The organism is Niabella beijingensis, assembly GCF_020034665.1.
Lineage (GTDB): Bacteria > Bacteroidota > Bacteroidia > Chitinophagales > Chitinophagaceae > Niabella > Niabella beijingensis.
The window spans coordinates 2,172,900-2,197,709 of record NZ_JAIQDI010000002.1 but is presented as its reverse complement, the minus strand read 5'-3'; the positions used below and the strand labels follow the sequence as shown (position 1 = coordinate 2,197,709).

At 47.8% G+C, this 24,810-nt stretch carries 19 protein-coding genes; 9 read left to right on the top strand and 10 right to left on the bottom strand.

Annotated features, from left to right (window positions below):
- Positions 1–25: 25 nt before the first annotated feature.
- The 5 genes from K7B07_RS25200 to K7B07_RS25180 all read right to left on the bottom strand — a co-directional run bounded on the left by K7B07_RS25200 (position 26) and on the right by K7B07_RS25180 (position 8,762).
- Entirely contained in the window at positions 26–1,120 is a 1,095-nt protein-coding gene (locus K7B07_RS25200) for a Nif3-like dinuclear metal center hexameric protein (RefSeq protein WP_223713315.1), read from the bottom strand.
- A gap of 724 nt (positions 1,121–1,844) precedes the next feature.
- Positions 1,845–2,312, bottom strand: a complete 468-nt coding sequence (tnpA, locus tag K7B07_RS25195; protein ID WP_223713314.1) for an IS200/IS605 family transposase — start codon at positions 2,310–2,312, stop codon at positions 1,845–1,847.
- 1,109 nt (positions 2,313–3,421) lie between these two features.
- A complete protein-coding gene (locus tag K7B07_RS25190) occupies positions 3,422–3,655 on the bottom strand; it encodes a hypothetical protein (protein WP_223713313.1) in 234 nt (77 codons plus the stop codon).
- Positions 3,656–3,875: 220 nt separating this feature from the next.
- Positions 3,876–6,257, bottom strand: a complete 2,382-nt coding sequence (locus K7B07_RS25185; protein WP_223713312.1) for a hypothetical protein — start codon at positions 6,255–6,257, stop codon at positions 3,876–3,878.
- Positions 6,258–6,365: 108 nt separating this feature from the next.
- Positions 6,366–8,762: a hypothetical protein gene (locus K7B07_RS25180; protein WP_223713311.1), complete on the bottom strand. Its 2,397-nt coding sequence runs from the start codon at positions 8,760–8,762 to the stop codon at positions 6,366–6,368.
- Between the two features lie 199 nt (positions 8,763–8,961).
- Between K7B07_RS25180 and K7B07_RS25175 the strand changes: the two genes are divergently transcribed.
- The 6 genes from K7B07_RS25175 (at position 8,962) to K7B07_RS25150 (ending at position 15,207) form a co-directional block, all read left to right on the top strand.
- Positions 8,962–9,516: a nucleotide exchange factor GrpE gene (locus K7B07_RS25175; protein ID WP_223713310.1), complete on the top strand. Its 555-nt coding sequence runs from the start codon at positions 8,962–8,964 to the stop codon at positions 9,514–9,516.
- Between the two features lies 1 nt (position 9,517).
- Positions 9,518–10,672, top strand: coding sequence for a molecular chaperone DnaJ (gene dnaJ, locus K7B07_RS25170; RefSeq protein WP_223713309.1), 1,155 nt, complete (start codon positions 9,518–9,520; stop codon positions 10,670–10,672).
- A 110-nt stretch (positions 10,673–10,782) separates the two neighbouring features.
- Positions 10,783–11,628 carry a DUF1835 domain-containing protein gene (locus tag K7B07_RS25165; protein WP_223713308.1) on the top strand — a complete coding sequence of 282 codons (846 nt, stop codon included), beginning with the start codon at positions 10,783–10,785 and terminating at the stop codon, positions 11,626–11,628.
- 9 nt (positions 11,629–11,637) lie between these two features.
- A complete protein-coding gene (locus K7B07_RS25160) occupies positions 11,638–12,006 on the top strand; it encodes a DUF4260 domain-containing protein (RefSeq protein ID WP_223713307.1) in 369 nt (122 codons plus the stop codon).
- Positions 11,993–14,515, top strand: a complete 2,523-nt coding sequence (locus K7B07_RS25155) for a DNA gyrase/topoisomerase IV subunit A (protein WP_223713306.1) — start codon at positions 11,993–11,995, stop codon at positions 14,513–14,515. The genes K7B07_RS25160 and K7B07_RS25155 overlap by 14 nt, the downstream gene beginning before the upstream one ends.
- A 41-nt stretch (positions 14,516–14,556) precedes the next feature.
- The gene (locus K7B07_RS25150) at positions 14,557–15,207 is read left to right on the top strand and encodes an MgtC/SapB family protein (RefSeq protein ID WP_223713305.1); all 651 of its coding nucleotides are present in this window, start codon (positions 14,557–14,559) and stop codon (positions 15,205–15,207) included.
- 71 nt (positions 15,208–15,278) lie between these two features.
- On the opposite strand, the gene K7B07_RS25145 is transcribed toward K7B07_RS25150, so the two are convergent.
- The 4 genes from K7B07_RS25145 to pheT form a co-directional block, all read right to left on the bottom strand.
- Positions 15,279–16,637, bottom strand: coding sequence for a Gfo/Idh/MocA family protein (locus K7B07_RS25145; protein WP_223713304.1), 1,359 nt, complete (start codon positions 16,635–16,637; stop codon positions 15,279–15,281).
- A 333-nt stretch (positions 16,638–16,970) separates the two neighbouring features.
- Positions 16,971–17,270, bottom strand: a complete 300-nt coding sequence (locus K7B07_RS25140; RefSeq protein WP_223713303.1) for a cell division protein ZapA — start codon at positions 17,268–17,270, stop codon at positions 16,971–16,973.
- A 15-nt stretch (positions 17,271–17,285) separates the two neighbouring features.
- The gene (locus K7B07_RS25135) at positions 17,286–17,576 is read right to left on the bottom strand and encodes a hypothetical protein (RefSeq protein WP_223713302.1); all 291 of its coding nucleotides are present in this window, start codon (positions 17,574–17,576) and stop codon (positions 17,286–17,288) included.
- Positions 17,577–17,606: 30 nt separating this feature from the next.
- Positions 17,607–20,033 carry a phenylalanine--tRNA ligase subunit beta gene (gene pheT, locus K7B07_RS25130; protein ID WP_223713301.1) on the bottom strand — a complete coding sequence of 809 codons (2,427 nt, stop codon included), beginning with the start codon at positions 20,031–20,033 and terminating at the stop codon, positions 17,607–17,609.
- A 489-nt stretch (positions 20,034–20,522) separates the two neighbouring features.
- On the opposite strand from pheT, the gene K7B07_RS25125 reads away from it, so the two are divergent.
- Complete coding sequence (locus tag K7B07_RS25125) at positions 20,523–21,404, top strand: retropepsin-like aspartic protease (RefSeq protein WP_223713300.1); 882 nt, start codon at positions 20,523–20,525, stop codon at positions 21,402–21,404.
- A gap of 95 nt (positions 21,405–21,499) precedes the next feature.
- On the top strand, positions 21,500–22,021 hold the full coding sequence (locus tag K7B07_RS25120) for a TlpA family protein disulfide reductase (RefSeq protein ID WP_223713299.1): 522 nt from the start codon (positions 21,500–21,502) through the stop codon (positions 22,019–22,021).
- Positions 22,022–22,371: 350 nt separating this feature from the next.
- Here the strand turns inward: K7B07_RS25120 and K7B07_RS25115 are convergent, their stop codons facing one another.
- Positions 22,372–23,493 carry a glycosyltransferase gene (locus tag K7B07_RS25115; RefSeq protein ID WP_223713298.1) on the bottom strand — a complete coding sequence of 374 codons (1,122 nt, stop codon included), beginning with the start codon at positions 23,491–23,493 and terminating at the stop codon, positions 22,372–22,374.
- A 135-nt stretch (positions 23,494–23,628) separates the two neighbouring features.
- On the opposite strand from K7B07_RS25115, the gene tgt reads away from it, so the two are divergent.
- Positions 23,629–24,768 carry a tRNA guanosine(34) transglycosylase Tgt gene (gene tgt, locus K7B07_RS25110; protein ID WP_223713297.1) on the top strand — a complete coding sequence of 380 codons (1,140 nt, stop codon included), beginning with the start codon at positions 23,629–23,631 and terminating at the stop codon, positions 24,766–24,768.
- Positions 24,769–24,810 lie beyond the last annotated feature (42 nt).

Genomic DNA, 24,810 nt, shown 5'->3' with positions numbered 1-24,810 from the left:
TTAAAAGCAGCCAATAAAATCCACATCACAGGTAATGTACAGGATTGGTATTTACCGCTGTTTTAAGGACGGCAAAGTTAGGGATTTTTTCCTGTAAAATGTGATGGAGTAAATCTATGGTGAACTGTTCACTTTCATAATGCCCGATGTCCGCCAGCAGGATCTTGCCGTCCGCATCAAAAAATTCGTGATATTTAATATCTGCGGTGATGTATGCGTCTGATTTTGAGCTTATTGCGGCTTTTGTCAGAAAGCTGCCGGCTCCACCGCAGATACTTATTTTCCGGACCTTTTTACCAAGCAGGGCCGTATGGCGGACCACCTGAAGGTCAAAAACCGATTTGAGCCGTTGCAGGAATATGGTTTCTTCCAGGGCTTCGGGAAGCTCCCCGGTAATACCAGCGCCGATCTCCTGATGAAGGTTGTTTAGGGTAATGGTTTCATAGGCAACCTCTTCATAAGGATGGTTGTTGCGCAGCGCCGCCAGTATCCTGTTCCTCAGATGGAAGGGATAAAGGATCTCAATTTTCAGTTCTTCAGCCTCATGGCGTTTGCCGGTCTCGCCGGTAAAAGGCCGGGCATCATTTCCCGGAAGGAATGTGCCTCTTCCGGTTGCGCTGAAACTGCATTCCCGGTAATTACCGATGGCACCGCCGCCGGCCGCAAAAATAGCGGACCTGACCTTTTCGGCGTGTTCCTGTGGCACAAAAAAATAGAGTTTTTCAAGCTGCTGCTGTTTCGGCGCCAGCAGCTGCAGGTTGGTAAGTCCGAGCTGTGCTGCGATCCTGCCATTCACACCATGCAGTACATTATCAAGGTTGGTATGGATGGCATAGATCGCTATATCATTTTTTAGGGCTTTGATGATCGTACGCTCCACATAATTATTACCATTGATCTTTTTTAACCCCGAGAAAAGGATCGGATGATGGGCTACCACCAGGTTGCAGCCCTTTTCAATAGCTTCATCAACAACTGCCTCAACTGTATCCAGACAACAAAGCACACCCGTGCAGGACCAGTTGGGCTGGCCGGTCAGTAAGCCGGCGTTGTCGTAGCTTTCCTGCAGGGCAGCGGGGGCTATGGATTCAAGGATTTCTATAATCGATCCGATGGTCATAGTATACGTTTGGCAATAAAGATAAGCAAAGCAGGCGAGGAAGCGGAAGGCTGAACTTTGTGCCCGGTTATAGCTTCATGAAATATAAAACTACCTTCTGTCAGCTCACCGCCGCGCTGCGGCTCATGCCCGACATGATGATCTTGCTATCGGGGCAGCCGCTGCGCTGCACCTCATCTCAGAGGACATGAAAACCGTGTTTGAATTTCTGAGCTGCGTTAGCAGCATCAAATTAGTGCAATTCAAAAACAAGAGGGCATAAGTGCAGTAATATGAAATAATCTTCTGATAGGTTACCGCCGCGCTGCGGCTCACACCCGACATGACGATCTTGTTACGGGACTGGCCGGCGCGCTGCACCTGAGCCGTGGATGGAAAGGAAATTCCGGTTTGTTTTTTTTGAATTGCATTGGTGGAATCAATCGATCGTTCAAAAACAAACGGGAACATGGACACATAGCTATGGAGCTATTTTCTCACCGCCGCTCATGCCCGACATGATGATCTTGCTACGGGGGCGGCCGGTGCGCTGCACCTTATCTCAGAACGCATGAAAACGGTGTTTGATTTTCTAAGCTGCGTTAGCAGCGTCAATCGCAATAGCCTCAAAAGCAAACGGGCATACAGGTGCAGCGCACCGGTAATTTTAGTTAAAAGCTAGTTTGATAATAGGACTGTCCAATATATTGTGTGATTTCATTCAGAAAAAGACAGGACATTTATTTTATTGCTGGTCAAAAAAGTCAAATAGATAATTTTCATTAAATCCAACTTCAAACTCTTTTAACAAGTCGCGATATTCATCTTTAAAACTTTTCTTTTTATGATGTGTCTCCTGGTTACGGATATAATTTATAACAGTGTCTACCTGGGCATGCGAATGCGTAAAAGCGCCGTAGCCCCGTTGCCATTCAAATTTGAAAGCGGATAACCCGGAGTATTTGATCCAGGCAGAAGAAGAGGTTTTTATTGTTTCCACAAGATCTGGTATCAGCTGATTTATATTATAGCCAATGAAAATGTGAATGTGGTCGGGCATTGAGCCAATGGCCAGCAGCTTGTGTTTTTGATTCTGTATAATACCGGTGATATACTTTTCAAGTTGATCCTGCCACTGGTATTTGATTAATGCTTCTCTGTTTTTGGGAGAAAAGACCAAATGCACATAACATTGCGTGTAGGTGTTTGCCATAGCTGGTTTTTTTGCAGTAAATATAATTTATTTTTTATATATTTCAAATTGCCGTTTATTATTTCGATTGCTGATTACCGGTGTTCCGTGTAGAAACCTGGATAAAGTATCCGTAATAGGTTATTATATTGGTCGGTATGGCTGAGCGGCGCCGGTTTATTTTTACAAATGGCTATCGCAGGTATATCATCGCCGCGCTGTGGCTCATGCCTGACATAATGATCTTGCTATCGGGGCAACCGGTGCGCTGCACCTCATCTCAGAGGACATGAAAACCGTGTTTGGATGGAAAGGAAATTCCGGCTTGTTTTTTTTGAATTGCATTGGCGGAATCAATCGATCGTTCAAAAACAAACGGGAACATGGGGCACATAGCTATGAAGCTATTTTCTCACCGCCGCTCATGCCTGACGTGATGATCTTGCTACGGGGGCGGCCGGCGCGCTGCACCTTATCTCAGAGGACATGAAAACCGTGTTTGATTTTCTGAGCTGTGTTAGCAGCGTCAAATTAGTGCAATTCAAAAACAAGAGGGGCATAAGGTGCAGTAATATGAAATAATCTTCTGTCAGCTCACCGCCGCGCTGTGGCTCATGCCTGATGTGACGATCTTGATACGGGGGCGGCCGGCGCGCTGCACCTTATCTCAGAAGGCAAAGTTGTGTTTGATTTTCTGAGCTGTGTTAGCAGCGTCAAATTTAGTGCAACTCAAAAACAAGAGGGCATAAGTGCAGTAATATGAATAATCTTCCGACAGGTTACGGCCGCGCTGCGGTTCATACCTGATGTGATGATCTTGCTACGAGGCGGCCGGCGCGCTGCACCTTATCTCAGAAGGCAAAGTTGTGTTTGATTTTCTGAGCTGTGTTAGCAGCGTCAAATTTAGTGCAACTCAAAAACAAGAGGGCATAAGTGCAGTAATATGAATAATCTTCCGACAGGTTACGGCCGCGCTGCGGCTCATGCCTGACGTGATGATCTTGCTACGGGGCCGGCCGGCGGGCTGCACCTTATCTCGGAAGGCTTGAAAACGGTGTTTGATTTTCTGAGCTGGTTAGCAGCGTCAAATTTAGTGCAACTCAAAAACAAGAAGGACATAAGTGCAATAATTATGAAATAATCTTCCGACAGGTTACCGCTGCGCTGCGGCTCACATGTAATATCATGATCTTGTTACCGGGATTTCTGGTGCGCTGCACCTGAGCCATGGATGGAAAGGAAATTCCGGCTTGTTTTTTTTGAATTGCATTGGCTGAATCAATCGATCGTTCAAAAACAAACGGGAACATAGGTACATAGATATGCAACAATTTTTGATAGGTTACCGCCGCGCTGCGGCTCATGACCGACATAATGATCTTGCTATCGGGGCAGCCGGTGCGCTGCACCTTATCTCAGAACGCATGAAAACGGTGTTTGATTTTCTAAGCTGCGTTAGCGGCGTCAACCGCAATAGCCCAAAAGGTAAAACAGGTGTGAACAGGTGCAGCGCACCGGTGATCTTTAAAAATATGAAGGCATCAGCTTCAATGCGGTTAAGGCGTTTTAGTGACGTTCAGTATTTTATTTTGTACCCCGCTCCACATACTGCTCCACCATCAATAATTTACCGGTGCTGGTAATTCCTTCGGCAACTATCTTGAACCGCCTGGTACGGTCATTATTATAAAAAGGGATGGAGATGCGCTGATCGCTGCCGGAAACAAATACTTCGGGCTTCCAGTCGAGCGTCAGCCGGTAGTCGTTGTATTGGTTGGCCGCAGGTATGGCGTAATCGGGGGCATAGAATTCCTTCATAATGCTGTACCCTTCATAATCCACAATGGTGGCAGATGATTCCATAGAGCGGTTGAGTTCATCGCCGCGTTTGGTGTACACCGCAAGCACCCCATTGCCGCCACCACCGGGTGCGCCCGCAAAACTGGGAAATACTTTTACCAGCGCAATATCGGAAGGCGGAATAGCGGCGATCATGCTGGCGTCGGTGGGCACTTCATCCAGGTACAGTTGCATGGGCTGTCTGGCGCCGGCCTGCCGGTAAAACAACCGGTAATTCCCAAACTGACCACCGCGTTCAATGGTCAGACTGGGAATGCGCCCCTGCAGATAATCAAAGATGTTCATGTTAGGGATGAACTCGCGGGTCAGGTCCAGCGTCCGGGCATTGATACCGCCGGCAAACAACCCGCTCATATAGCGTTCTTCCAGTTGCTGCAGCCGGTTCCTGGTTCCCAGTACCACAACGCTGTCCAGCATTACACCTTCACCGCGCGTATAGTCAAAATAGGCAGTATTCATTTTGACCGGCAGCGTGCCGGTTGTTCCGGTTGCAGGGTCCAGCGGAAGTTTCAAAGGGGGAAGCGCATAAGAGCGGGTCAGCGAATCGGCATTCAGTTTTATGGTAAGGAATTTGTTTTTGGTTCCCATCACATCACTGAACAGCACCCTTGCTTTATTAAAAAAGATCATAGAATCCATTTTGAAGCGGCCTTCTGCATCCGTTTTTACCATCTGCAGACTGCGGCCCGAATCGGTAGCTACCCATACCAGCAGATCACGGTCTGCAAATGATCTGCCAGATCCGGCGATGGTGGCCTTACCCGAAAGACTGATAAAACCGGGGTCTTTATGCTGTGGTTCCGGAAGGGTATTGGCCGTCACATCGGTCCATTTGAACCGGCGCCACCCGTTGGTCAGCATCACGAGTTCCACTGCATCTGATGCCGCGGCATCATTGCCCAGGTAATAGGCGGGCTCGTGTATATACCCGGGCATATCGCTGGTGAGCAGGAACGTACTGTAAATGTTTTGCGGGCGGGTTCCAGCTGCATCATAGTCAGCATCGGTTACCGAAACGGAGAAATTACCGGTGATGCTGTCCGGAACTTCAATGCTGAAATGATTCCGTTTACGGGGCGCTGTATTCAGTGTATCGGCGCGGAAGGTTGCCGGTAGTATGTATTCTTTATTGTTGATAAAGGTCAGCCGCTCTGCAAGGGGTATACCATCTTTGTTAAAAAAGGTGATCTGCAATACACCGGATGGCAGGTCGCCGGTTTGAATGACACCGTTTATCCGGTTATTACCTGTGGAGGAGAGGGCTTGTTTAAATACGATCTGGTGCTGCATCTGACCAACCATATATACAGGTGTGTAGCGGCTGCCCCTGTAATCAAGCGTAAAGGTTTTGGCGGCACGGTCGTTTTTTAATTTCAGCACCAAGCCTTCCGTGCTGCTTTGCGGCAACTCCACTTGTTGCTGTCCGGTTAATGCCGCATGATACCGCATACCCGCAACCGGTGTAAGGGTAAGTTGCCCCATCCCGTTATGACTGCTTGTAAATGCAGTGATCATTTTATTCGCTTCATCGCGGATCTCGCCGGAGACGTTGGCGGGCAGGCCATTCTGGTCAACTGCTTTAAATGCTACAATATTGCTGATCCCCGAGACCAGGTTACCGCCTTCGGGGAAAAAACGGATACTGACCGCGGCCGGTGCCGGCGGAACCGCGCGTGGTTTATTGCGGCCGTAGATCATTACCCTTTGGGAAAACAGGTAAGCTTTATCAAAATTCAGCATCAGCGGTGTATAGGCCCGTAACTGGTAGGATCCGGTAGGTAGGGAATCCGGCAGGTCGAACTGGCCATAGGAGAGCGCCCCGAATACGGGAACGATCTTTTTGAGCACCAGGGCCGATTGATTGTTTAATAATTCTACAAACAGCGTTGAGTTTGCAGCAGACGGAAGAAAGCCGGATAAAAAATAGGCTTTGAACCAAATCGTTTGTCCGGAGAAATAGGTTCCGCGGTCCAGCTGGAGGTATGTTTTTTCAATGGGATTTTTTTCATTCCACGTCTCCAGGCGGGACACAAAATCCTGGCCGAACACCGGTGCAGCGGAGGTGATTGCAACCAATGCTGCAATGAGTTTAAAAAAGCGCATCATTACCTGATGTTTTATAAGAAAGTTACAAAATAATCTGCAAATGGTTCTTTGGTTGCAGCTATTTAGAGATGCGCTTTCCCCGGTTATTACATAACCGTATCAGAAAAATCAATTGCCGCCTACGGTTTTTTCGATCATCAGCATCCGCCCGTCATTGGTAAGTCCTTCCACTACTACCCTGAAATGTTTGGTGCGGTCGTTATTGTAAAAGATCACCGGCACTTTGGGACTCACATTTGCCAGGGAAATATCCGGCATCCATGCAAGTGTCAGCCGGTTGTCCGGTTTGGAAGCGTCGATATTTTTAAGATCATAATCAGGCGCATAGAACTGTTTGATGATGGAGTAGCCCTTATAAACAATGATATCTGTGGAGGCATCGGTGGCTGCAGACAGGTCTGCTCCCTTTTTCATGTAGATGGCCAGGGCGCTTCCTCCGCCGGAGGCGCCGACAAAATTGCCCATCACTTTTACAAATGCGATCTGGTTTACGGGAATCGATTCTATAAACACCGGATCTGTGGGCATTTCATCCAGGTAAATGGCCATTTTACCATTTCCAAAGCCGCCATCCCTGTAGCGGACCACATACTGGCCCTCCTGGTCGCGGGTTACCGTTACACCGGGAATCCGGCCCTGGATGTATTCAAAGATGTTCATTCCTCCGCCGGGTTCATTCCTGAGGTCCAGTACCCGGGAATTGATGCCGCCGGAAAAGAGACCGCTGGTGTACTCATCCTCAAGCTTTTCCTTTTCGGATTTTTGCCGGCCTTTAACGGTCACATTTTTTAATGTCAGTCCTTCTGCTGTCAGGTAATCATTGTAGGCATCCAGCATCTTTTCTTCGGTCTGCGGATTGATCGTGTCCCGGTAGGGGATCTGCACCGGCTCCAGGGTATAGCTCCGGTTCAGCGAGTCGGAATCCATTTTTACCTTGATGTATTTGCTTTTTGCTCCCTTGATATCTGCAAACAATATCCGGTTGGTCTCAAAGATGATCTGTGAGTCGAGCCGGAAGCCACCAGCGGAGTCGGTCTGGATGATCTTGGGCGGTCCGGATCTTCCCAGCAACGTATCCACCGGGCGCATCATCATTACCACATCCTTGTTGGCAAAGGGCTTGCGGGTTCCTTCTATCGTTATCCTGCCTTTCAGGTCGATATACCCCGGATCTTTATATTGATTGATCGGTAACGTATTCTTGACCACTTCGCTCCACTTAAATCGGGTCCAGCCGTTGGTCATCATTACAAGATCCAGCGCATTCTTTACAGAATCGGCATCCGACCGGAAATAATAAGCAGGGTTATGGATATAGCCCTTCAGGTCGCTGTTAAGAAGGAAATAGGAATAGATATTGAGCGGCCGGTATTCGCTGGTTTCATAATCGGCATCGGTAACCGAAACGCTGAAGTTGCCGATGATGGTGTCCTTCAGGTTTAAACTGAAACGGTTCCGCTGATGGGCGGTCGTGTTCAGGGTGTCTTCCACCAGTTCGCCGGGTAATATGTATTCCTTATTGTTAATGAATGTGAGCCGCTCAGCCAGCGGCATGTTGTCCTTGTTGAATACGGTCACATGAAGGATGCCGGATAACAGGTTGCTGGTCTGGATCACCCCGCCGATCAGGTCTTTGCCCTGTTGCAGGGGTTGCTTAAAGAGCACCTGGTTTCCCATTTGTCCGATCATGAACGCTGCGCGGAATTCTTCCGGCACATTCTGGGGATGTTCGATCTTAAATTGCTTTCCTTTGGGCGAATTGGCGATGCTGAAGGTGATGCCCCTGGCAGTAGCTGCCGGCAGGGGGTATTGTTTGGCCGGGTTCTGATCCAGCACCACATAATAGGTTTCAGCAGGCTGGGGCACCAGGGTGAACAGCCCCATACCATCATGGGTAGCGGAGATGCTGGTGATCACATCCCCTTTATTGTTCTTTAGCTGACCGGAAACCGTAACCGGATATCCGTTCTGGTCAACGGCTTTAAAGGCCACATTGTTCAGTAAGGTATTGATAAGGTTGCCTCCTTCCGGGAAGAACTGCAAGTTGGTGGCTGCAGTGGTTTCTTTCGTTTTTGTTCCTTTGGCTGCGGTGCCGAAGATCTCGATCCGTTTGCTGTACACAAATCCCGGCTGGTTCAGCATCAGCGGGGCATAGGCCCTGAGCTGATAGGAACCGGATACAAAGGTTTCGGGTATTTCGATCTGTCCGAGGGTAACCCCTAAATAAGCAGGAAAGATATTGCGCATGACTACGGCGGAATTATTGTCGAGCAGTTCCACATATACGGTAGAGGTCCGGAGACTGGGTACATAGTCCGTCATCAGGTATCCTTTGAACCAGATCGACTGGCCCGCGATATACGATTCCCGGTCGAGGTGGAGGTAAAGTTTCTCTATGCTGTTTTTTTCCGACCAGTTATTAAGCGTTTGTTCCGGTGTTTGCGCCCCTGCAGCAAGCAGTCCGCATATAGCGATGGCTAAAATAACCAGCTTTTTCTGAATCATTGGATTAGTGTTATTTTTGGAAATTGAAACTACTGATTTTTTGACTTACAAAGTGTGTAAAAGCTTAAAACAGAGGCAGTTTTTTTTGAATTTCCCATTTTTGCAGAAAATCTTGTAAATAAACCGCCATTTTGTCTCTATAACAGTCTTGGCAATATTATTGACCTGAAAGGTTAGCCAACTAAAATGATTAAAAGATATGAACGAAAATACGCATATTCCTGAGGATGAAAACAATGGATTGAATATCAATGCTGATGAAAATGTTAGCGGAACGGAACATTTGACAGACCCGTTGGGGGAATCCGACCAGGAAGCGCTGGAAGCTGAACTCCGTGAAAGCAAGGATAAATACATGCGTCTGGCTGCAGAATTTGATAATTTCAGAAAGCGGACAGCAAAAGAACGTATCGAATTGTTCCAGACTGCCGGGAAGGATGTGATCACCGACCTGCTGGATGTACTGGATGATGCTGACCGGGCACAGGCCGAAATGGAGAAATCGGATGATACCATCGCGCTGAAAGAAGGCATTAAGCTGGTCTTTAATAAATTGAGAAATGTGCTTCAGTCGAAAGGATTAAAACCCATGGAAGCCATTGGAAAGGATTTTGATCCGGATCTTTTTGAGGCCATTACGGAAATCCCTGCTCCCAAACCGGAGCTGCGGGGCAAGGTGGTGGATGAAGTAACGAAAGGCTACTATCTGAATGATAAAATTATCCGTCACGCAAAAGTTGTAGTAGGTAAATAAGATGTCAAAAAGAGATTATTACGAAGTACTGGGCGTATCCAAATCAGCCGCGGCTGATGAAATAAAAAAAGCCTATCGTAAAGTAGCAATGCAGTATCACCCGGACCGGAATCCCGGTGACAAAGCTGCTGAAGATAAATTCAAGGAGGCCGCGGAAGCGTACGAAATATTAAGTGATACAGATAAGCGGGCGCAGTACGACCGGTTTGGCCATGCGGGTGTAAGCGGCAACGGCCGTGGTTTTGGTGGCGGTATGAATATGGATGACATCTTCAGCCAGTTCGGAGATGTGTTCGGGGAAGACCTGTTCGGCAGCTTCTTCGGAGGCGGACGCAGCCGCCAGGGACAGCGTGCCCGCGGTGTGCGGGGAAGTAACCTCCGGGTAAAGCTGAAGCTGAGCTATGAAGAGATTGCAAAAGGGGTTACCAAGAACATTAAGGTAAAAAAATATGTGACCTGCACCACCTGTAACGGCAGCGGTGCCAAGGATAAAGGAAGTGTACAGACCTGTTCCACCTGCCAGGGTTCCGGACAGGTACGCCGCGTGCAGAATACCTTCCTCGGGCAGATGCAGACCGTAACCACCTGTCCGACCTGTAACGGCGAAGGAACGACCATCACCGCAAAATGCGGCAGCTGTAAAGGAGAAGGCCGGGTATATGCAGAAGAAACGATCACCATTGACGTTCCGGCAGGCGTACAAGCGGGCATGCAGCTGAGTGTAAGCGGTAAGGGTAATGCCGGGGAACGTGGCGGTATGGCCGGGGACCTGATCGTTCTGATCGAAGAAGAGGCGCATAAAGAATTGCACCGCGAAGGGCTGAATGTGGCTTACGACCTGCATATTTCGTTTACGGATGCTGTTTTCGGCACCAGCCTGGAAGTGCCTACCATCGACGGGCGCGCAAAGATCAAGATCCCGCCGGGCACACAAAGCGGCAAGATCTTCCGTTTAAAAGGTAAAGGATTTCCCAATGTACATTCTCATTATGAAAAAGGCGATCAGCTGATCCAGGTGAATGTATGGACCCCGCAGCAGCTGACCGAAGAAGAAAAAGAATTGCTGGAAAGACTCTCGGAATCCTCCAATCTGAAGCCGCAACCGGAAAAAGCCGAAAAAGGATTCTTTGAAAAAATAAGGGACCTGTTCAGCTAAAAGTGCACCCGGGCCGGGTGCCCAGGTCTTCAAGTTTATACCCGCCTCAAACCCTTCTTGGGTTTGAGGCTGTTTTTTTTTAGATTTGCGGCCATTATAAATAGCAAAAAATGATTCATATCGTATTTAACCAGGTAGAAGTGGAACTGATGCAGGAAGTGACAGCACTGGATCCGTCGTTGCAGGGGTCCGTGATCCAGATCAGGGATGATTTTGCTGTAGGGCCGCTGGCTGCGCTGGATACAGCCGAAGGCTGGCAGGAACGCCTTAACTGGTGGCAGACCTTATCCGAAGGATCTCCCTATCAAATGGAAGCAGGCGGCGATTTTGATGACCGTAAAACCGTAGCCGCCATAAAAGCGCAGCTCACAGCCGATCCGGAAGAGGTTGTATGGATATGGATGGGACAGAACCAGCATGATGTAACCGGCTATTACTGGCTGGTGCCGCAGCTGAAGGAATTTCAGGGGCGTATTATGGTACTGTACCTGAACAATCTTCCGTTTATTAATGAAAAAGGCCAGATCTTTTATCCTTCCTGGTTATGGGAGATCCGGCCATCGGAATTCCTGAAGGCCCGGAAACTGGCACGACCCGTTACCCTCAGCGAATTTGAGATCGACCCGGATGAATGGAACAAGCTGGTACAGGAGAATGCGGTGGTACGGATACTGGAAGGCGGAAAGAAGATCGCCGGAAGGGATGTCTCGTTCTATGATGAGGAGATCTTAAAAAATATTACCGGGGAATGGCAGAAGGCAACACGTGTATTGTCGAACACCCTGAACCGGATGAAGATCAAAACAGGCGATCTCTTTATCATGTGGCGGTTAAAGGAACTGATACAGGCCGGAAAGGTCAGCGCGGAAGGTGCTGTTGACAAGGACTGGAAAAGTTTTGATGTACGCCTGGCCGGCAGAAACGAGCCGCAGGAGGTACCGGAGGCAGAACTTTAAACCCATACAATGAAAGCGCTCCTTACCCTGGAAGAATGCGGCATGCTGCTGCTGGCGATTGCCGGCCTTTATGGTTATCATGCACCCTGGTGGGCTTATGTATTGCTGCTTTTCGGACCGGATATCAGTATGCTGGGGTATCTGGCCGGTAACAAAACCGGTGCTGCAGTTTATAATTTTTTTCACCACCGCACAGTTGCTATTTTGTTTTATCTTGCCGGAATCCTGCTGGCAAACCAGGTATTGCTGCTTACCGGGGTCATACTATTTGGTCATGCGGCACTGGACCGGGCCCTGGGATACGGGCTAAAATTGAAACAAGGATTTAAATACACGCATTTAGGAATTATTGGAAAGAACAACAATGAAAGACGATAGAACAACACAAGAAGGAGAACTGGAAGAAAACGAAGTGACCGGATTGCAGGGCCAATTTAAGACCTGGTTCCTGGACTATGCTTCCTATGTGATTTTAGAGCGGGCGGTGCCTGCCATTGAAGACGGATTAAAGCCCGTACAGCGGCGGATCCTGCATTCCATGAAGCAAATGGATGACGGTCGCCTTCATAAAGTAGCCAATATTGTAGGACAAACCATGTCCTATCACCCGCACGGGGATATGAGTATCCGGGATGCCCTGGTAAACCTTGGGCAAAAGGATCTCCTGATCGATACCCAGGGTAACTGGGGAAATATCGAGACGGGGGATGATGCCGCAGCATCAAGGTATATCGAGGCCCGCCTGAGCAAATTTGCGCTGGAAGTGGCGTTTAACGCCAAAACAACCGACTGGCAGCTGAGCTATGATGGAAGGAACAACGAACCCATCGCACTGCCGATGAAGTTTCCCTTGCTGCTGGCCCAGGGAGCTGAAGGGATCGCCGTGGGATTATCAACAAAGATCCTGCCCCACAATTTTGTCGAACTGATCGATGCATCCATCAGGTACCTGCGGGGAAAGAAATTTGAATTGTATCCCGATTTTCAGACAGGCGGAATGATTGATGTGGCGGACTACAACAACGGAAAAAGGGGTGGCAAGGTAAAAGTACGCGCGCATATTGAAGAGCTGGATAAAAAAACACTGCTGATCAAAAGCGTTCCTTACGGCGTTACCACCGATCAGCTGATCGAGTCGATCGTAAAGGCCAACGACCAGGGAAAGATCAAGATCAAAAAAGTTACGGATAACACGGCTGCAAATGTAGAAGTGCAGGTAGACCTGGCACCGGGCATTTCCCCGGACATCACCATGGATGCTTTGTATAAATTTACCTCCTGCGAAATTTCTATTTCCCCCAACGCCTGTGTGATCGTGGATAAACGGCCGCAGTTCCTTTCGGTGCCGGATCTGCTGAAGATCTCGGCAGACAATACCAAGGACCTGCTGCAAAAAGAACTGGAGATCCGGCTGGGTGAACTCAATGAGAAATGGCATTATACGTCCCTGGAGAAGATCTTCTTTGAAGAAAAGATCTATAAGGAGCTGGAGAAGAAACACGAGACCTGGGAAAAAGTTATTGCAGCGATCGACAAGGCATTTGTTCCGTTTAAAAAGTTATTGAAACGGGATGTTACCCGTGAGGATATCCTTAAGCTGACCGAAAAACCGGTGCGCCGGATCTATCGTCTGGATATTGATGAACTGATCGCACAGATTAAGGGCCTGGAAGCGGAGATCAAACAGGTGAAGCACGACCTGGCACACCTGGTAGACTTTGCAGTGACTTATTTTGAGAACCTGCTGACCAAGTTCGGTAAGGGACGCGAACGTAAAACCGAGATCAGACAATTTGAAGTGATCGAGGCCCGGAATGTAGTGATCGCGAATGCCAAATTATACATGGACCGTTCCGGCGGCTTTATCGGAACCGGACTGAAGAAGGATGAGTTCCTGTTCGAATGCTCCGACCTGGATGATATCATTGTGTTTACAAAACGGGGCATCATGAAGGTGATCAAGGTATCCGACAAAACCTTTGTGGGTAAGGATATCCTGCATGCTGCGGTCTTTTTGAAGAATGATGAGCGTACCACCTATAATATGGTGTATGTGGATGGTAAAACCGGAATGAGCTATGCCAAGCGTTTTAATGTAACCGGTATCACGCGCGATAAAGTATATGATCTTACCAAGGGGGATGATAAAAGCAAAGTGCATTACTTTACCGTAAATCCCAACGGGGAAGCGGAAGTGGTAAAGATCACACTGAGTCCGAGCTCCAGCGCGCGGATCAAAGAACTGGATTTTTATTTTGAGGAACTGGCCATCAAGGGACGCAGCAGCATGGGAAACCAGGTAACCAAATATCCCATCAAATCAGTAAAATTCAAAGAGGCGGGCAGGGCCACGCTGAGCGGGCGGAAACTATGGTTCGACGATAAGTTCGGCCGGTTGAGTGCAGAGGAAAAAGGCCAGTACCTGGGTATGTTTGAGCCGGATGACCGCATCCTGGTGCTTTATACGGATGGCTATTATGAAATAACCGACCAGGAGATGACGCAGAAGTTTGATGCGGATAAAGTGTTGCTGATCGAGCGGTTTGATCCGGAAAAGATCATTACGGCGGTTTATGTCGATAAAAAGCAATTGCAGTTTAATGTAAAGCGCTTTAAGATCGAAACGTCCACATTGAAGAATAAATTCCTGTTTATAAAAGAAGGAGACGGCAACTACCTGGAGTGTGCTACCACCATGCCGGAACCGGTACTGATGGTGCAAAGCGGTAAGGGAAGCCAGATCCGGAGCGCGAAGTTCAAGCTGGCAAAAATGACCGATGTAATGGGCTGGAAGGCAGTGGGAGCAAAGCTGACCGACTATAACAAATCGGTGGTAATGGAATGGGTGGAGAACGAGAAACCAACCAATCAGCAGGAATTGTTCTAACTTAGTGACAAAATCATTGCCCATCCGGGTGTAATAAGCGCATGATGACGGATGTTTTTGAAATGACCGATCTGTACAAGGCCCTGCTGGCATTGCTGGCAGGACTTATCCTTGGACTTGAACGGGAGTTGAAGGACAAGGCCGCGGGGCTGAAAACGATCTCTGTCATTTGTCTGGGATCCGCCTTATTTTCCATTCTGTCGCTTAAGATCACCGGGCCCTATGCAGATGGTGCCCGTATTGCTTCTTATGTCGTCAGCGGGATCGGTTTCCTGGGTGCAGGGGTGATCTTTAAAGATGGGATCAATGTTTCCGGTCTTACCACGGCCAGTGTGATCTGGATGGCGGCTGCGGTAGGGATGTCGATCGGGTTTGGGAAGATCTATCTCGCAGCGATCTTTTTAGGCACCTGTCTGCTGATCGTATATACCGGCCGGTACCTGAACCTGGCCCTTTTCTCCGGGAAAACAAGCCGTACTCTCCGGATCGTGTTGCTGCACAATAATACGGCGATCAAAGATGAGATCATACGGCAGCTGAAACCCTATATCTCCCGGCTGGAGCAGGTAAAACTGGAATCCTTCCCCGAAAAAATGGTCGTATCCCTGAACCTGATGATCCCCACAAAAAAGCTGGCACAGCTGGAAGCCTACCTGGTAAGTGAGCACCGGATCGAAAGTTTTGAATTATAGAAGCACGGCACTGAAATAATAAAAGCGGGAAGCACATTGTCTTCCCGCTTTTTATATATGTTCCTGCTTACTTAATATTTAAACACTTTTCCACCTGCCATTACTTCCTGGGTACTGGCATCAAAAGTAGCCTTCATGCCTGTACGGGCTGCTGCCGTGGCCATGATATTGGCCACCGAATGCATATAACCCGCTTCGGCAGGTGCATGCGTCTGCTTGCGGCTGCGTACGCATTCCATCCAGTTGAGCATATGACTGCTGGTAAGCGGATCGGCACCGGTGTTGGCCGATGTTTCCACTTTTTCTGCCTTTTCGGTCAGTGAAAATTCCGGCAACAGGTTGGCCTTCATGCCCATGGGTTGGGCAAATTTTTCTTCCAGTCCGCCCCTGGGCGAAACCTTATTGGTGATCAGGTTTAGCTCACCGCCGTTGGAGTAGTAAACTTCTGCCGGCCGTTCATCGCCGTTGGTCATGCGCGACATAAATACTACCTGGAATCCTTTTGAAGGATCCTCTTCCGGACCATAATCAAACACTGCTGTAGTGGTGTCCCAGTTCCGGCGGCCATCCTTCCATTGATAAATGCCGCCGTTGGCGGTTACACTGCGGGGATGCTTCAGTCCGCTGAACCAGTGCACGGTGTCGATCTGGTGACTCATCCACTGACCGAAGGCACCGGAGGAATAAGGCCAGAACAGGCGATACTCCAGGTATTTGCGGGGATCCCAGTCTTCATAAGGGCGGTTCATCAGGAACCGCTTCCAGTCCGTATCTTCCTGTTTTAATTTGGCAACCAGTTCCGGCCGGCGCCAGCGCCCGGGCTGGTTCACATTCCAGGTGAGCTCCACCATGTTGATATCCCCGAATTTTCCCGACCGTATAAATTCCTCAGCGGCCTTGTAATTGGTACCGCTGCGGCGTTGGGAACCGATCTGAATGATCTGTTTTGATGCGTTGATCGCTTTTAATGCTGCCCGGTTGTCTTCCATGGTTTCAGCAAAAGGCTTTTCCACGTAAGCGTCGCAGCGGGCACTTACCGCTTCAATGGCGCAGAGCGCATGCTGGAAGTCGGCCGTGCTGATGATAACCGCATCCACATCTTTGGCGGAATACAGCTCCTCATTATTGCGGTATCCTTTTACAGGATGCCCCAGTTTCTCCTGCAGGAATTCAGTACCGAGGTTACGGCGGTAACTCCACAGATCGGATACTCCGGTAATATCGAAGTTCAGTTTCTTGTAATGATTTAAAAAAGAAGGGAAGAGGGAACTGCGGAACCGGTCGGAGAATCCTACGATTCCTACACGTACCCGGTCGTTCGCACCAAGGATGTTACCGTAGCTTTTTGCAGACCATCCCATGGAGGCCAGGTATGTACCGGTAGTGGCCAATGCGGCCTGGCGGATAAAGGTTCTTCTTGAATTGGACATATGGCTTTGTTTATAAATAGAGAAATGAACAGCAAATGCTGCCCCGAGCATTTAAATTTACTCAACAATGCTGAATAAAGCACCGGTAAGCACCATATTTTGCTAAAACGTTTTCGGATGCTGTGAATTATCGGCTGAGATTTCAGGATTAAGTGCGATATAAGAGTTGAGATATGAGAATTAAGAGTTCAGTTGCCGGGTACAATTGAGCAATCCGGACCCGGCGGGTGAAGAAAGCTGCACAATACAGTAGCAGTCTTCTGACGCGTTTCTGTCGTTCGTCTCAACTCTCAACTCTCAATTTTCGAGTCTCTACCAGCCTTCTGCAATGAATTACCCCTGCAGCTCGCTGTCGAGGATCGCTTCGAGCTGGTTCAGTTTATCCATGATCACATCGGAATCCATAGAGGAGGCCGCTTCGGCCTTGAATTCCGTGGCAAACCAGATCAGCACCATGGATACATAATCCTGCATGTCTTTTCCGGGGAATGTCTTTTTAAATTCCATCACTTTATCATTGATGATCTTGATAGAATGACGGACCGTCTCTTCATCGGCAGGCTCCACCCGGATGCGGAAGTGCCGGTCGGCGATCATAATATTAGCGGGGATCAGATTTTCTTCCTGTGACATGATTGTACTTTTAGGTTAAACACTCAGCAATGCAATACACCGGTCTATTTCGCGGAGGTAGCCATTGACCCGTTTTTCAAAGGCTTTCCGCTCTTCCGTACTCATGGAAGTGTTCCCGTAACGGGCAATATCGAGCTGTTGCTGCGCGGCTTCCATGTTGGAGACCGCACTGGCTGCAGCGGCACGGGCTTCTTCCAGGTCCTGTTTCAGGGCCATATTCTCTTTTTCTATGGCTGCATTTTTCCGGCTCAGCTGGATCAGCTTTTCCTGTATCAGCCTGATTTTTTCTTCTATCGCCTGACTCATCAATAAAATTTATAGGTTATCGATTACGGATTATTTCCGGATTTCTACCTGCAAATCTCTCTCCAAACTTTGCATGATCTTCTTCATCCAGCCATCGATCTCTACATCGGTCAATGTTTTTTCCTCATCCAGGAAGGTAAAATTAATGGCCAGCGATTTTTTACCGGCGCCCAGTTTGTCACTTACAAAAACGTCAAAAAGCTGAACAGATTGTAATTTTTTGAGATTTAATTTCCGGATCACTGCCTCCACCGACCGGTAAGGCAGCTCCTGCGGAGCGATCATGGCAATATCCCGCTGCACACCGGGGAACCTTGGGATAGGGGAAAACTGGGTCTTGTGTTTTAAGGCCAGCTTTAAAAGGGCATTCCAATCCAGATCAGCATAGAATACGGGTTGTTTGATGTAGAACCGGTCCAGCAGATCCCGGTGCACGGCGCCGATCTTTCCCAGCCCCGCCGGACCGGATTTGAGCTCCAGTCCATATTGAAAATTCGGTGTTTCCAGCTCATCATATTGCACTCCGGAAATACCGCATACCTGCAATATTTTTTCCACAATACCTTTCAATGCAAAGAAATCGTATTTGACACCCGGTTGTTTCCAGCCGGCCGCCTGCTGATTGCCGGATAAATAAATACAGAGATGCTCCGGTTCTTCAAAATTTCCTTTTTTGTTGATAATGTACGTTTTACCAAACTCAAATAATCTTAAATTTTCGTTCTTCCGGTTTAGATTCCGCAGAATGATCTCCAGCCCGGTTTCCAGCATGTCTGGCCGCATGATGTTCAATTCAGCGCTAAGGCTGTTCTTCATCTTCACCACACCGGTCAGCTCCTGTTCAGAATAATAGGCATTGTTGGTGATGGAGTTGGTAAGGATCTCCTGGTGACCGGATCCGATTAATTGCGAAACTATTTTTTCTTTAATAGATTCGCTTTCAATATTTTCATCTACAGAAGGTGTTATTTTTATCGATGTTGGGATCTCCACGTTGTCCAGCCCGTCGATCCGCAGGATCTCTTCCACCAGGTCGGCCTGCAACCGGATGTCCGGCTTATGATAGGGCACAGAGATCAGCAGGGCATCGATCGTGTCTTTTTCCACTTCAAAACCCAGTGATTGCAAAATGGATTTGATCGCATCCGGGTGATAGTTCTTGCCGCTTAATTTTTTAAGGTAATGATATTTCAGGGCGATCTCTTTCCGGGGCTGGGGATCCGGGTAAAGATCATAAATATCAGAGGCAATGCTTCCGCCGCAGATCTCAAGGATCAGACCGGTAGCGCGCTTCAATACATTTACCGTTGCTGAAATGTCCGTGCCTTTTTCAAAGCGGGTGGCGGCATCAGTCCTTAGCCCGTGCCGGAAAGAGGTCTTGCGGATGGTTACCGGATCAAAACAGGCACTTTCCAGGAAAATGCGGGCCGTTTGATCCGTTACGCCGCTTTCCAGTCCGCCGAAAACACCGCCGATACACATTCCGCCTTCTGCGTCACAGATCATAAGGTCCTCAGCACTTAACTTCCGTTCTTTTTCATCAAGGGTGATAAAGGTAGTGCCTTCCGGGAGGTTTTTGACGATCACCTGGTTGCCCCGTATTTTATCCGCATCAAACGCATGCAGGGGTTGCCCCGTTTCATGTTGTATGAAATTGGTAATATCTACTATATTGTTTATGGGTCTCAATCCAATAGCTTTTAATACATGCTGCAGCCATTTGGGTGATTGGCCCACTTTTATACCATCGATACAAATGCCGCTGTAACGGGGGCAGGCTATTTTATTTTCGACTGTAACCTTTAGCGGGGCCTTGCCTTTAGGTGCCTTAAAGCTGCCGGTCTCAGGAAGTTTGGGCCGTACCGATTTTTTATCATGATGGGAAAGATAGGCGCATACGTCGCGTGCCACGCCCCAATGGCTCATTGCGTCCATTCGGTTAGGGGTAAGGCCGATCTCAAAGATCATATCCGAATAACTCTGAAAATATTCAGAAGCCGGAGTTCCGGGTTTAACATTGTCCGGCAGCACCAGGATGCCGTCATGTGAAGCGCCCAGGCCGATCTCGTCTTCCGCACAGATCATACCCTGACTTTCCTCTCCGCGGATCTTGGCCAGCTTCATGGTTACCGGTGCATTATTTAGCGGGTAAATGGTAGCGCCCACGGGTGCCACAATCACCTTTTGTCCTGCGGCTACATTGGGAGCGCCACATACAATGTTAAGAGGGATGTCCCCGCCAACCGTAACTTTTGTCAGTTTCAGTTTATCAGCGTTCGGATGCGGATGGGTTTCCAGTACTTCGCCTACCACCAGGCCTTTCAGACCGCCTTTTAATTCTTCATATTCATGAACGGCTTCCACTTCGAGTCCGATAGAAGTTAAAATCTGGCTCAATCGTTCCACACTTACGGTAACCGGGAGGTAGTCACTCAGCCATTTATAGGATATTATCATCTGCTCTTAATAATTGGTAAAAATTGAACTGCGAATATACAATTTAGCCCCCAGCTATACGAATACCCCCGCATAAATAAGCAGCGGAATATTTAAATTGTATGTATAATTTTGATGAACAAAGAAAAAAAGAAGTTGTTTTAAATAAGTTTATTAATTTATATAATATTAAAGTTTCTTTATATGTTGTGCCTGAAAAATACTTATCATCATGAAAAAGTTAGATGCAATACACAAAACATCATTTAAAGAAGAAGCATGCCTTTTTTATCAAGACTTCATTGCTAAAGAGAATAAAGGCGAAGCTGCAGAAAGGTGTATACAGTATGTTGTGCACTCGAGAAGAAATTGGATCCAGTTGTTGCCCAGTGGGTAGCATATTTTTTATAGTGATGCCTTTTAAGGCCTACAGAAACAGTCTTTGTTATCATAACCATATGAAAGTTGGCTTTTATTAAGCCGTTTAATTTTTAACTATAATCACACAATATGTTTTCTACTTTCTTTTCGTGGTCAGGATCTTTTTTTATTTGTTTATTTATAACCAGTACAAGCCATGCACAGTCTTTTATACCATTTGAAATGAGCCCCGAGGGCCATATAATGGTCAAGGCAAAGGTTAATGGGGTAGAAGGCAACTTTATATTTGATACGGGTGCGGGATTAACGCTAATAACCAAAACCTTTTCAGAGAAAGTAGGCAAGCTGCACAAACAGGATGGGAGCTATACCGGTTTTCGGGCAACTGGTGAGCAACTGACGGCTGATCTGTATGATGCGAACACGTTAGCATTAGGGAATTTTGTTGAACAAAGTCCGGTATTAACCATTTTTGATGTGAACCTTGGTACTATCGACGGGTTAATCTCTCTCATGAGCTTTAAGGAACAACCATTTACAATCGATTATACAAACAAGAGAATCGTTTTTGAAACTGATAAAAGCATGTCTGTCGTTCGTAAAGCTGGCCATCCAATTCCATTACAGCTAAATGACTCGCGAGGCAAAGCGCTCTCAATTTTCGCTTATTTTATTGTGAATGATAGTTTAACACTACAATTTTCAATTGATAGTGGGGCGGGGAATAATGTATATCGGATAAACTCAAAATTTATTTCGGCTTTAAGTATTGATACAGCAAAGGCTGATAAAATAGTTATCCCAAGTGAATTTAATCCTGAGATCAAAACCATTATTTACCAAACCGGTATAAAATCCATAACCACAAAAGCTTCACCTGCTATTCAGTGCCGAGATATAAAAGCCTCCTTCATTGATGGCTTAATTTACGATGGTATTGTATCATTAAACTGGATCGGAAAACAGGTTACATTTGATTTAAAAAACAGAGAAATGATCGTTCTGAAGTAGGAACACTTCTTTTTAAGTTGAGTATTGTTTACGTTAGTATAGTGGAATTTAATACGAAAGGAGTGCTAAATTCGCAGGGCGTTAACTATTGGGATATGATGAAAAATATACTGCTCCTGCTGCTGCTGACGCTGCAATTTTCCGGTGCCGGTGCCCAGGGTTCGGGAGTATGGAAAGTAGCTATGGGAGATACCATCCCGGATTTTGGCTTTACACTTAAAAACGCCGGAGACTCTGTGAAGATCAGTAATTACAGGGGCAAGGTAGTGCTCATTAATTTTTTTGCCACCTGGTGCGGCCCCTGCCGGGCAGAACTGCCGCGGATACAACGGGAAATCTGGAACGTATATAAAAATAACCCGCGGTTCGCATTGTTCATCTTCGGACGCGAAGAGGGCTGGGATAAGCTGAATGCCTTTGTGCAACAAAAAAAATTCAGCTTTCCCCTACTGGCCGATCCGGAACGGCAGATTTTTTCCCGGTTTGCCGACACGTTTATTCCCCGCAATGTGGTGATCGATGAAACGGGTAAGGTCATTTACCAGTCGGTAGGATATGATAAAACGGAGTTTGAAAAACTGCTGGTACTTCTGAAAGGATCCCTGGAGCACAAATAATTTTCTGCATAAAAAAAGCCCTGCAGGCCGGATGGGAATTGCAGGGCATAGAAATGGGTGTTTTTATGATGGTAGACTTACGGGTTGAAAAAAGTGCCCGGAAAAAAGCGGGTTACTGATCTCTTTAAAAATATTATATGAGGAACGGTGACGGAGGGTGCAGAGCGGACCGGTATAAAACGGGCCTTCTCCGGTTGCTTAAGCCGGCGGGGCGCCTGCCCGATGTGACCCATACGGGGGCATGCCTCAGGAAATATATGAGCGATTGCAAGCGACGGTTTCATGGCTTCCGTTTAGTGGTAGTTCTACTGCTAAACGGAAAAAACAGCAAAAACGCAACAGCGCAGAGGTCAACTCCAGGACTTTTTTTCTTTTCTTATCAGCATCGGGGCAAAAAACAGGTAGTAGCATACCATCCATAGGTCCATTATAAGGACCCATTTCCGGAGATCCGGTTCGTTCAGTTTTTTCATTACATTGGCAAAAAGGAGCTGCTGAAGGAGGGACTTCCCCAGTAAAATGCCCAGGCCTGCCCGCCAGTCGTACCAGATACAACAGGCAATGATCAAAAAGTAAAATAAAAAATGAGACAGGCTGTATAACCCTAACAAAAACTTGTGTTTAGGTTTGTAATATTTCGAAGTACTGAAATGCCTTGTCTTTTGATTTTTCCATTCTTTCCAGGTCCGTTTGGGGCTGCTTAAGGTATGAGCCGCCGGATCAATAACAACAGCGGTGTTTTTTGCGGTGGCTACCTTATTTATAAACAGATCATCGTCGCCGCCCGGAAGGTGATTGACATCCGAGAAGCCTTTATTATTCAGGAACAGGCTTTTTTTATAACTGAGGTTCCTTCCCACACCCATATAGGGTACACCGGCCAGCGCATAGGACAGGTATTGCAGGGCGCTGTGAAAGGTCTCGTAACGGATCACCTTATTAAGAAAACCGGGATATTTATGGTAGGCGCCGTAGCCCAGTACGATCTCGATCTGCTGCTCATAGGGCTCCTGCATTTTCTGAAGCCAGTGTTCGGTGGCCGGCACACAATCGGCGTCGGTAAGCAGGAGGATCTCATGACCGGCCTGCCGTATGCCCATGGAAAGCGGGTATTTTTTTCCCGGTATATGCTGTGCGTTCTGTTGAAGATTGAGCAGGCTGAGCCCTCCGTATTTTCCGTTCAGTTCCTGCAATACATATTTACTGTCGTCTGTGGAATTGTCGTTCACCACCAGGATCTGCCGGCTGGCGGCATATTCCTGAAAGATCAGCCCGGGAATATTTTTGGCAAAATTGCGGGCCTCATTCTTACCGCATACGATAATGCTCACGGGGTGCTGTTGTATACTGCTTTGGCTCCGGGGCTTAAAAAACACCAGCCGGGCAAAAAAATAAAGATAATAGAACAGGAGAACGGCCGTAAAAAGCAGGAGCGCGATAAATATGATATATCCAGGGGTTAGGTCCGGCATGGCGCAAATATAGCGCGCTAATTTTAAATTTGAATGAAGATATAAGACTTCAGTTGTCCGATTTCAGATTTCAGGCCTCATTTCTCAACTCAGCTTTCTCAATTCTTCCAGTTGTATTAATTTTGCCGCCAATTTATGGCACAACTCAGTTTTCAGCTACAACACACCGATACGGGATCCGCCGCTCGCGCGGGTCTGATTCAGACCGATCACGGACAAATTGAAACACCTGTTTTCATGCCGGTGGGCACCGCAGGCTCCGTAAAAGCGGTTACCCAGGCACAGCTCGAAAACGATATACACGCCCGGATCATTCTTGGAAATACCTACCACCTTTACCTGCGGCCCGGTTTGGAAGTACTGGAAAAAGCCGGCGGTCTGCACCGGTTCAATCAGTGGAAACGTCCCATTCTCACAGACAGTGGCGGATTCCAGGTATTCTCCTTGGCAGGCACCCGCAAAATAAAAGAAGAGGGAGTGACCTTTGCCTCCCATATCGACGGGAGCAAGCACCTGTTCACCCCGGAAGGGGTGATGGACATCCAGCGGGTGATCGGCGGGGATATTATCATGGCCTTTGACGAATGCCCGCCCGGCGGAAGCGAATACAGCTATGCCCGGAAAAGCCTGGACCTGACCCACCGCTGGCTGGATCGCTGCTGGAGCCGGTTCCATTCCACACCGGATAAGTACGGCTATACGCAAAATCTGTTTCCCATCGTACAGGGAGCTACATTTAAAGACCTGCGGAAAGAATCCTGTGATTTTGTAGCAGAGAAAGATGCGCCAGGTAACGCTATCGGCGGATTAAGCGTAGGCGAACCGGAGGACAAGATGTATGAGATCTGTGACTGGTGCTGCCAGCATTTGCCGGCACAGAAGCCGCGCTACCTGATGGGAGTGGGCACGCCCTGGAACATTCTTGAATGCATCGGTATGGGCATCGATATGTTTGATTGTGTAATGCCCACCCGTAATGGCAGGAACGCCATGTTGTTTACCACCGAAGGGGTCATCAATATCGATAATAAAAAATGGGAATTTGATTATTCACCGATCGACGAGGGCCTGCCCAACCCGATGAGCAATCTTTACAGCAAAGCCTATCTGCGGCATTTATTCAAAAGCGGGGAGCTCCTGGCACTCACCATTGCCAGCGTACACAACCTGGCTTTTTACCTGTGGCTGGTGCGCGAGGCCCGGCTGCAGATCATTTCAGGAAATTACAATGCCTGGAAAAACCAAATGATTGTTAAGTTAAAAAACCGCCTGTAAACGATATCCTTTTTTTCGGCTACTTTTGACAGGTTAAATATT

Bases quoted from the DNA above. Each gene is read 5' to 3' on its own strand.
- pheT (WP_223713301.1), bottom strand. From the start codon at position 20,033: ATGATAATATCCTATAAATGGCTGAGTGACTACCTCCCGGTTACCGTA.
- K7B07_RS25140 (WP_223713303.1), bottom strand. From the start codon at position 17,270: ATGTCACAGGAAGAAAATCTGATCCCCGCTAATATTATGATCGCCGAC.
- K7B07_RS25200 (WP_223713315.1), bottom strand. From the start codon at position 1,120: ATGACCATCGGATCGATTATAGAAATCCTTGAATCCATAGCCCCCGCT.
- K7B07_RS25125 (WP_223713300.1), top strand. From the start codon at position 20,523: ATGTTTTCTACTTTCTTTTCGTGGTCAGGATCTTTTTTTATTTGTTTA.
- K7B07_RS25185 (WP_223713312.1), bottom strand. From the start codon at position 6,257: ATGATGCGCTTTTTTAAACTCATTGCAGCATTGGTTGCAATCACCTCC.
- K7B07_RS25155 (WP_223713306.1), top strand. From the start codon at position 11,993: ATGAAAGACGATAGAACAACACAAGAAGGAGAACTGGAAGAAAACGAA.
- tgt (WP_223713297.1), top strand. From the start codon at position 23,629: ATGGCACAACTCAGTTTTCAGCTACAACACACCGATACGGGATCCGCC.
- K7B07_RS25180 (WP_223713311.1), bottom strand. From the start codon at position 8,762: ATGATTCAGAAAAAGCTGGTTATTTTAGCCATCGCTATATGCGGACTG.
- K7B07_RS25190 (WP_223713313.1), bottom strand. From the start codon at position 3,655: ATGAGCCGCAGCGCGGCGGTAACCTATCAAAAATTGTTGCATATCTAT.
- K7B07_RS25150 (WP_223713305.1), top strand. From the start codon at position 14,557: ATGATGACGGATGTTTTTGAAATGACCGATCTGTACAAGGCCCTGCTG.
- tnpA (WP_223713314.1), bottom strand. From the start codon at position 2,312: ATGGCAAACACCTACACGCAATGTTATGTGCATTTGGTCTTTTCTCCC.
- K7B07_RS25165 (WP_223713308.1), top strand. From the start codon at position 10,783: ATGATTCATATCGTATTTAACCAGGTAGAAGTGGAACTGATGCAGGAA.
- K7B07_RS25135 (WP_223713302.1), bottom strand. From the start codon at position 17,576: ATGAGTCAGGCGATAGAAGAAAAAATCAGGCTGATACAGGAAAAGCTG.
- dnaJ (WP_223713309.1), top strand. From the start codon at position 9,518: ATGTCAAAAAGAGATTATTACGAAGTACTGGGCGTATCCAAATCAGCC.
- K7B07_RS25175 (WP_223713310.1), top strand. From the start codon at position 8,962: ATGAACGAAAATACGCATATTCCTGAGGATGAAAACAATGGATTGAAT.
- K7B07_RS25115 (WP_223713298.1), bottom strand. From the start codon at position 23,493: ATGCCGGACCTAACCCCTGGATATATCATATTTATCGCGCTCCTGCTT.
- K7B07_RS25160 (WP_223713307.1), top strand. From the start codon at position 11,638: ATGAAAGCGCTCCTTACCCTGGAAGAATGCGGCATGCTGCTGCTGGCG.
- K7B07_RS25145 (WP_223713304.1), bottom strand. From the start codon at position 16,637: ATGTCCAATTCAAGAAGAACCTTTATCCGCCAGGCCGCATTGGCCACT.
- K7B07_RS25120 (WP_223713299.1), top strand. From the start codon at position 21,500: ATGATGAAAAATATACTGCTCCTGCTGCTGCTGACGCTGCAATTTTCC.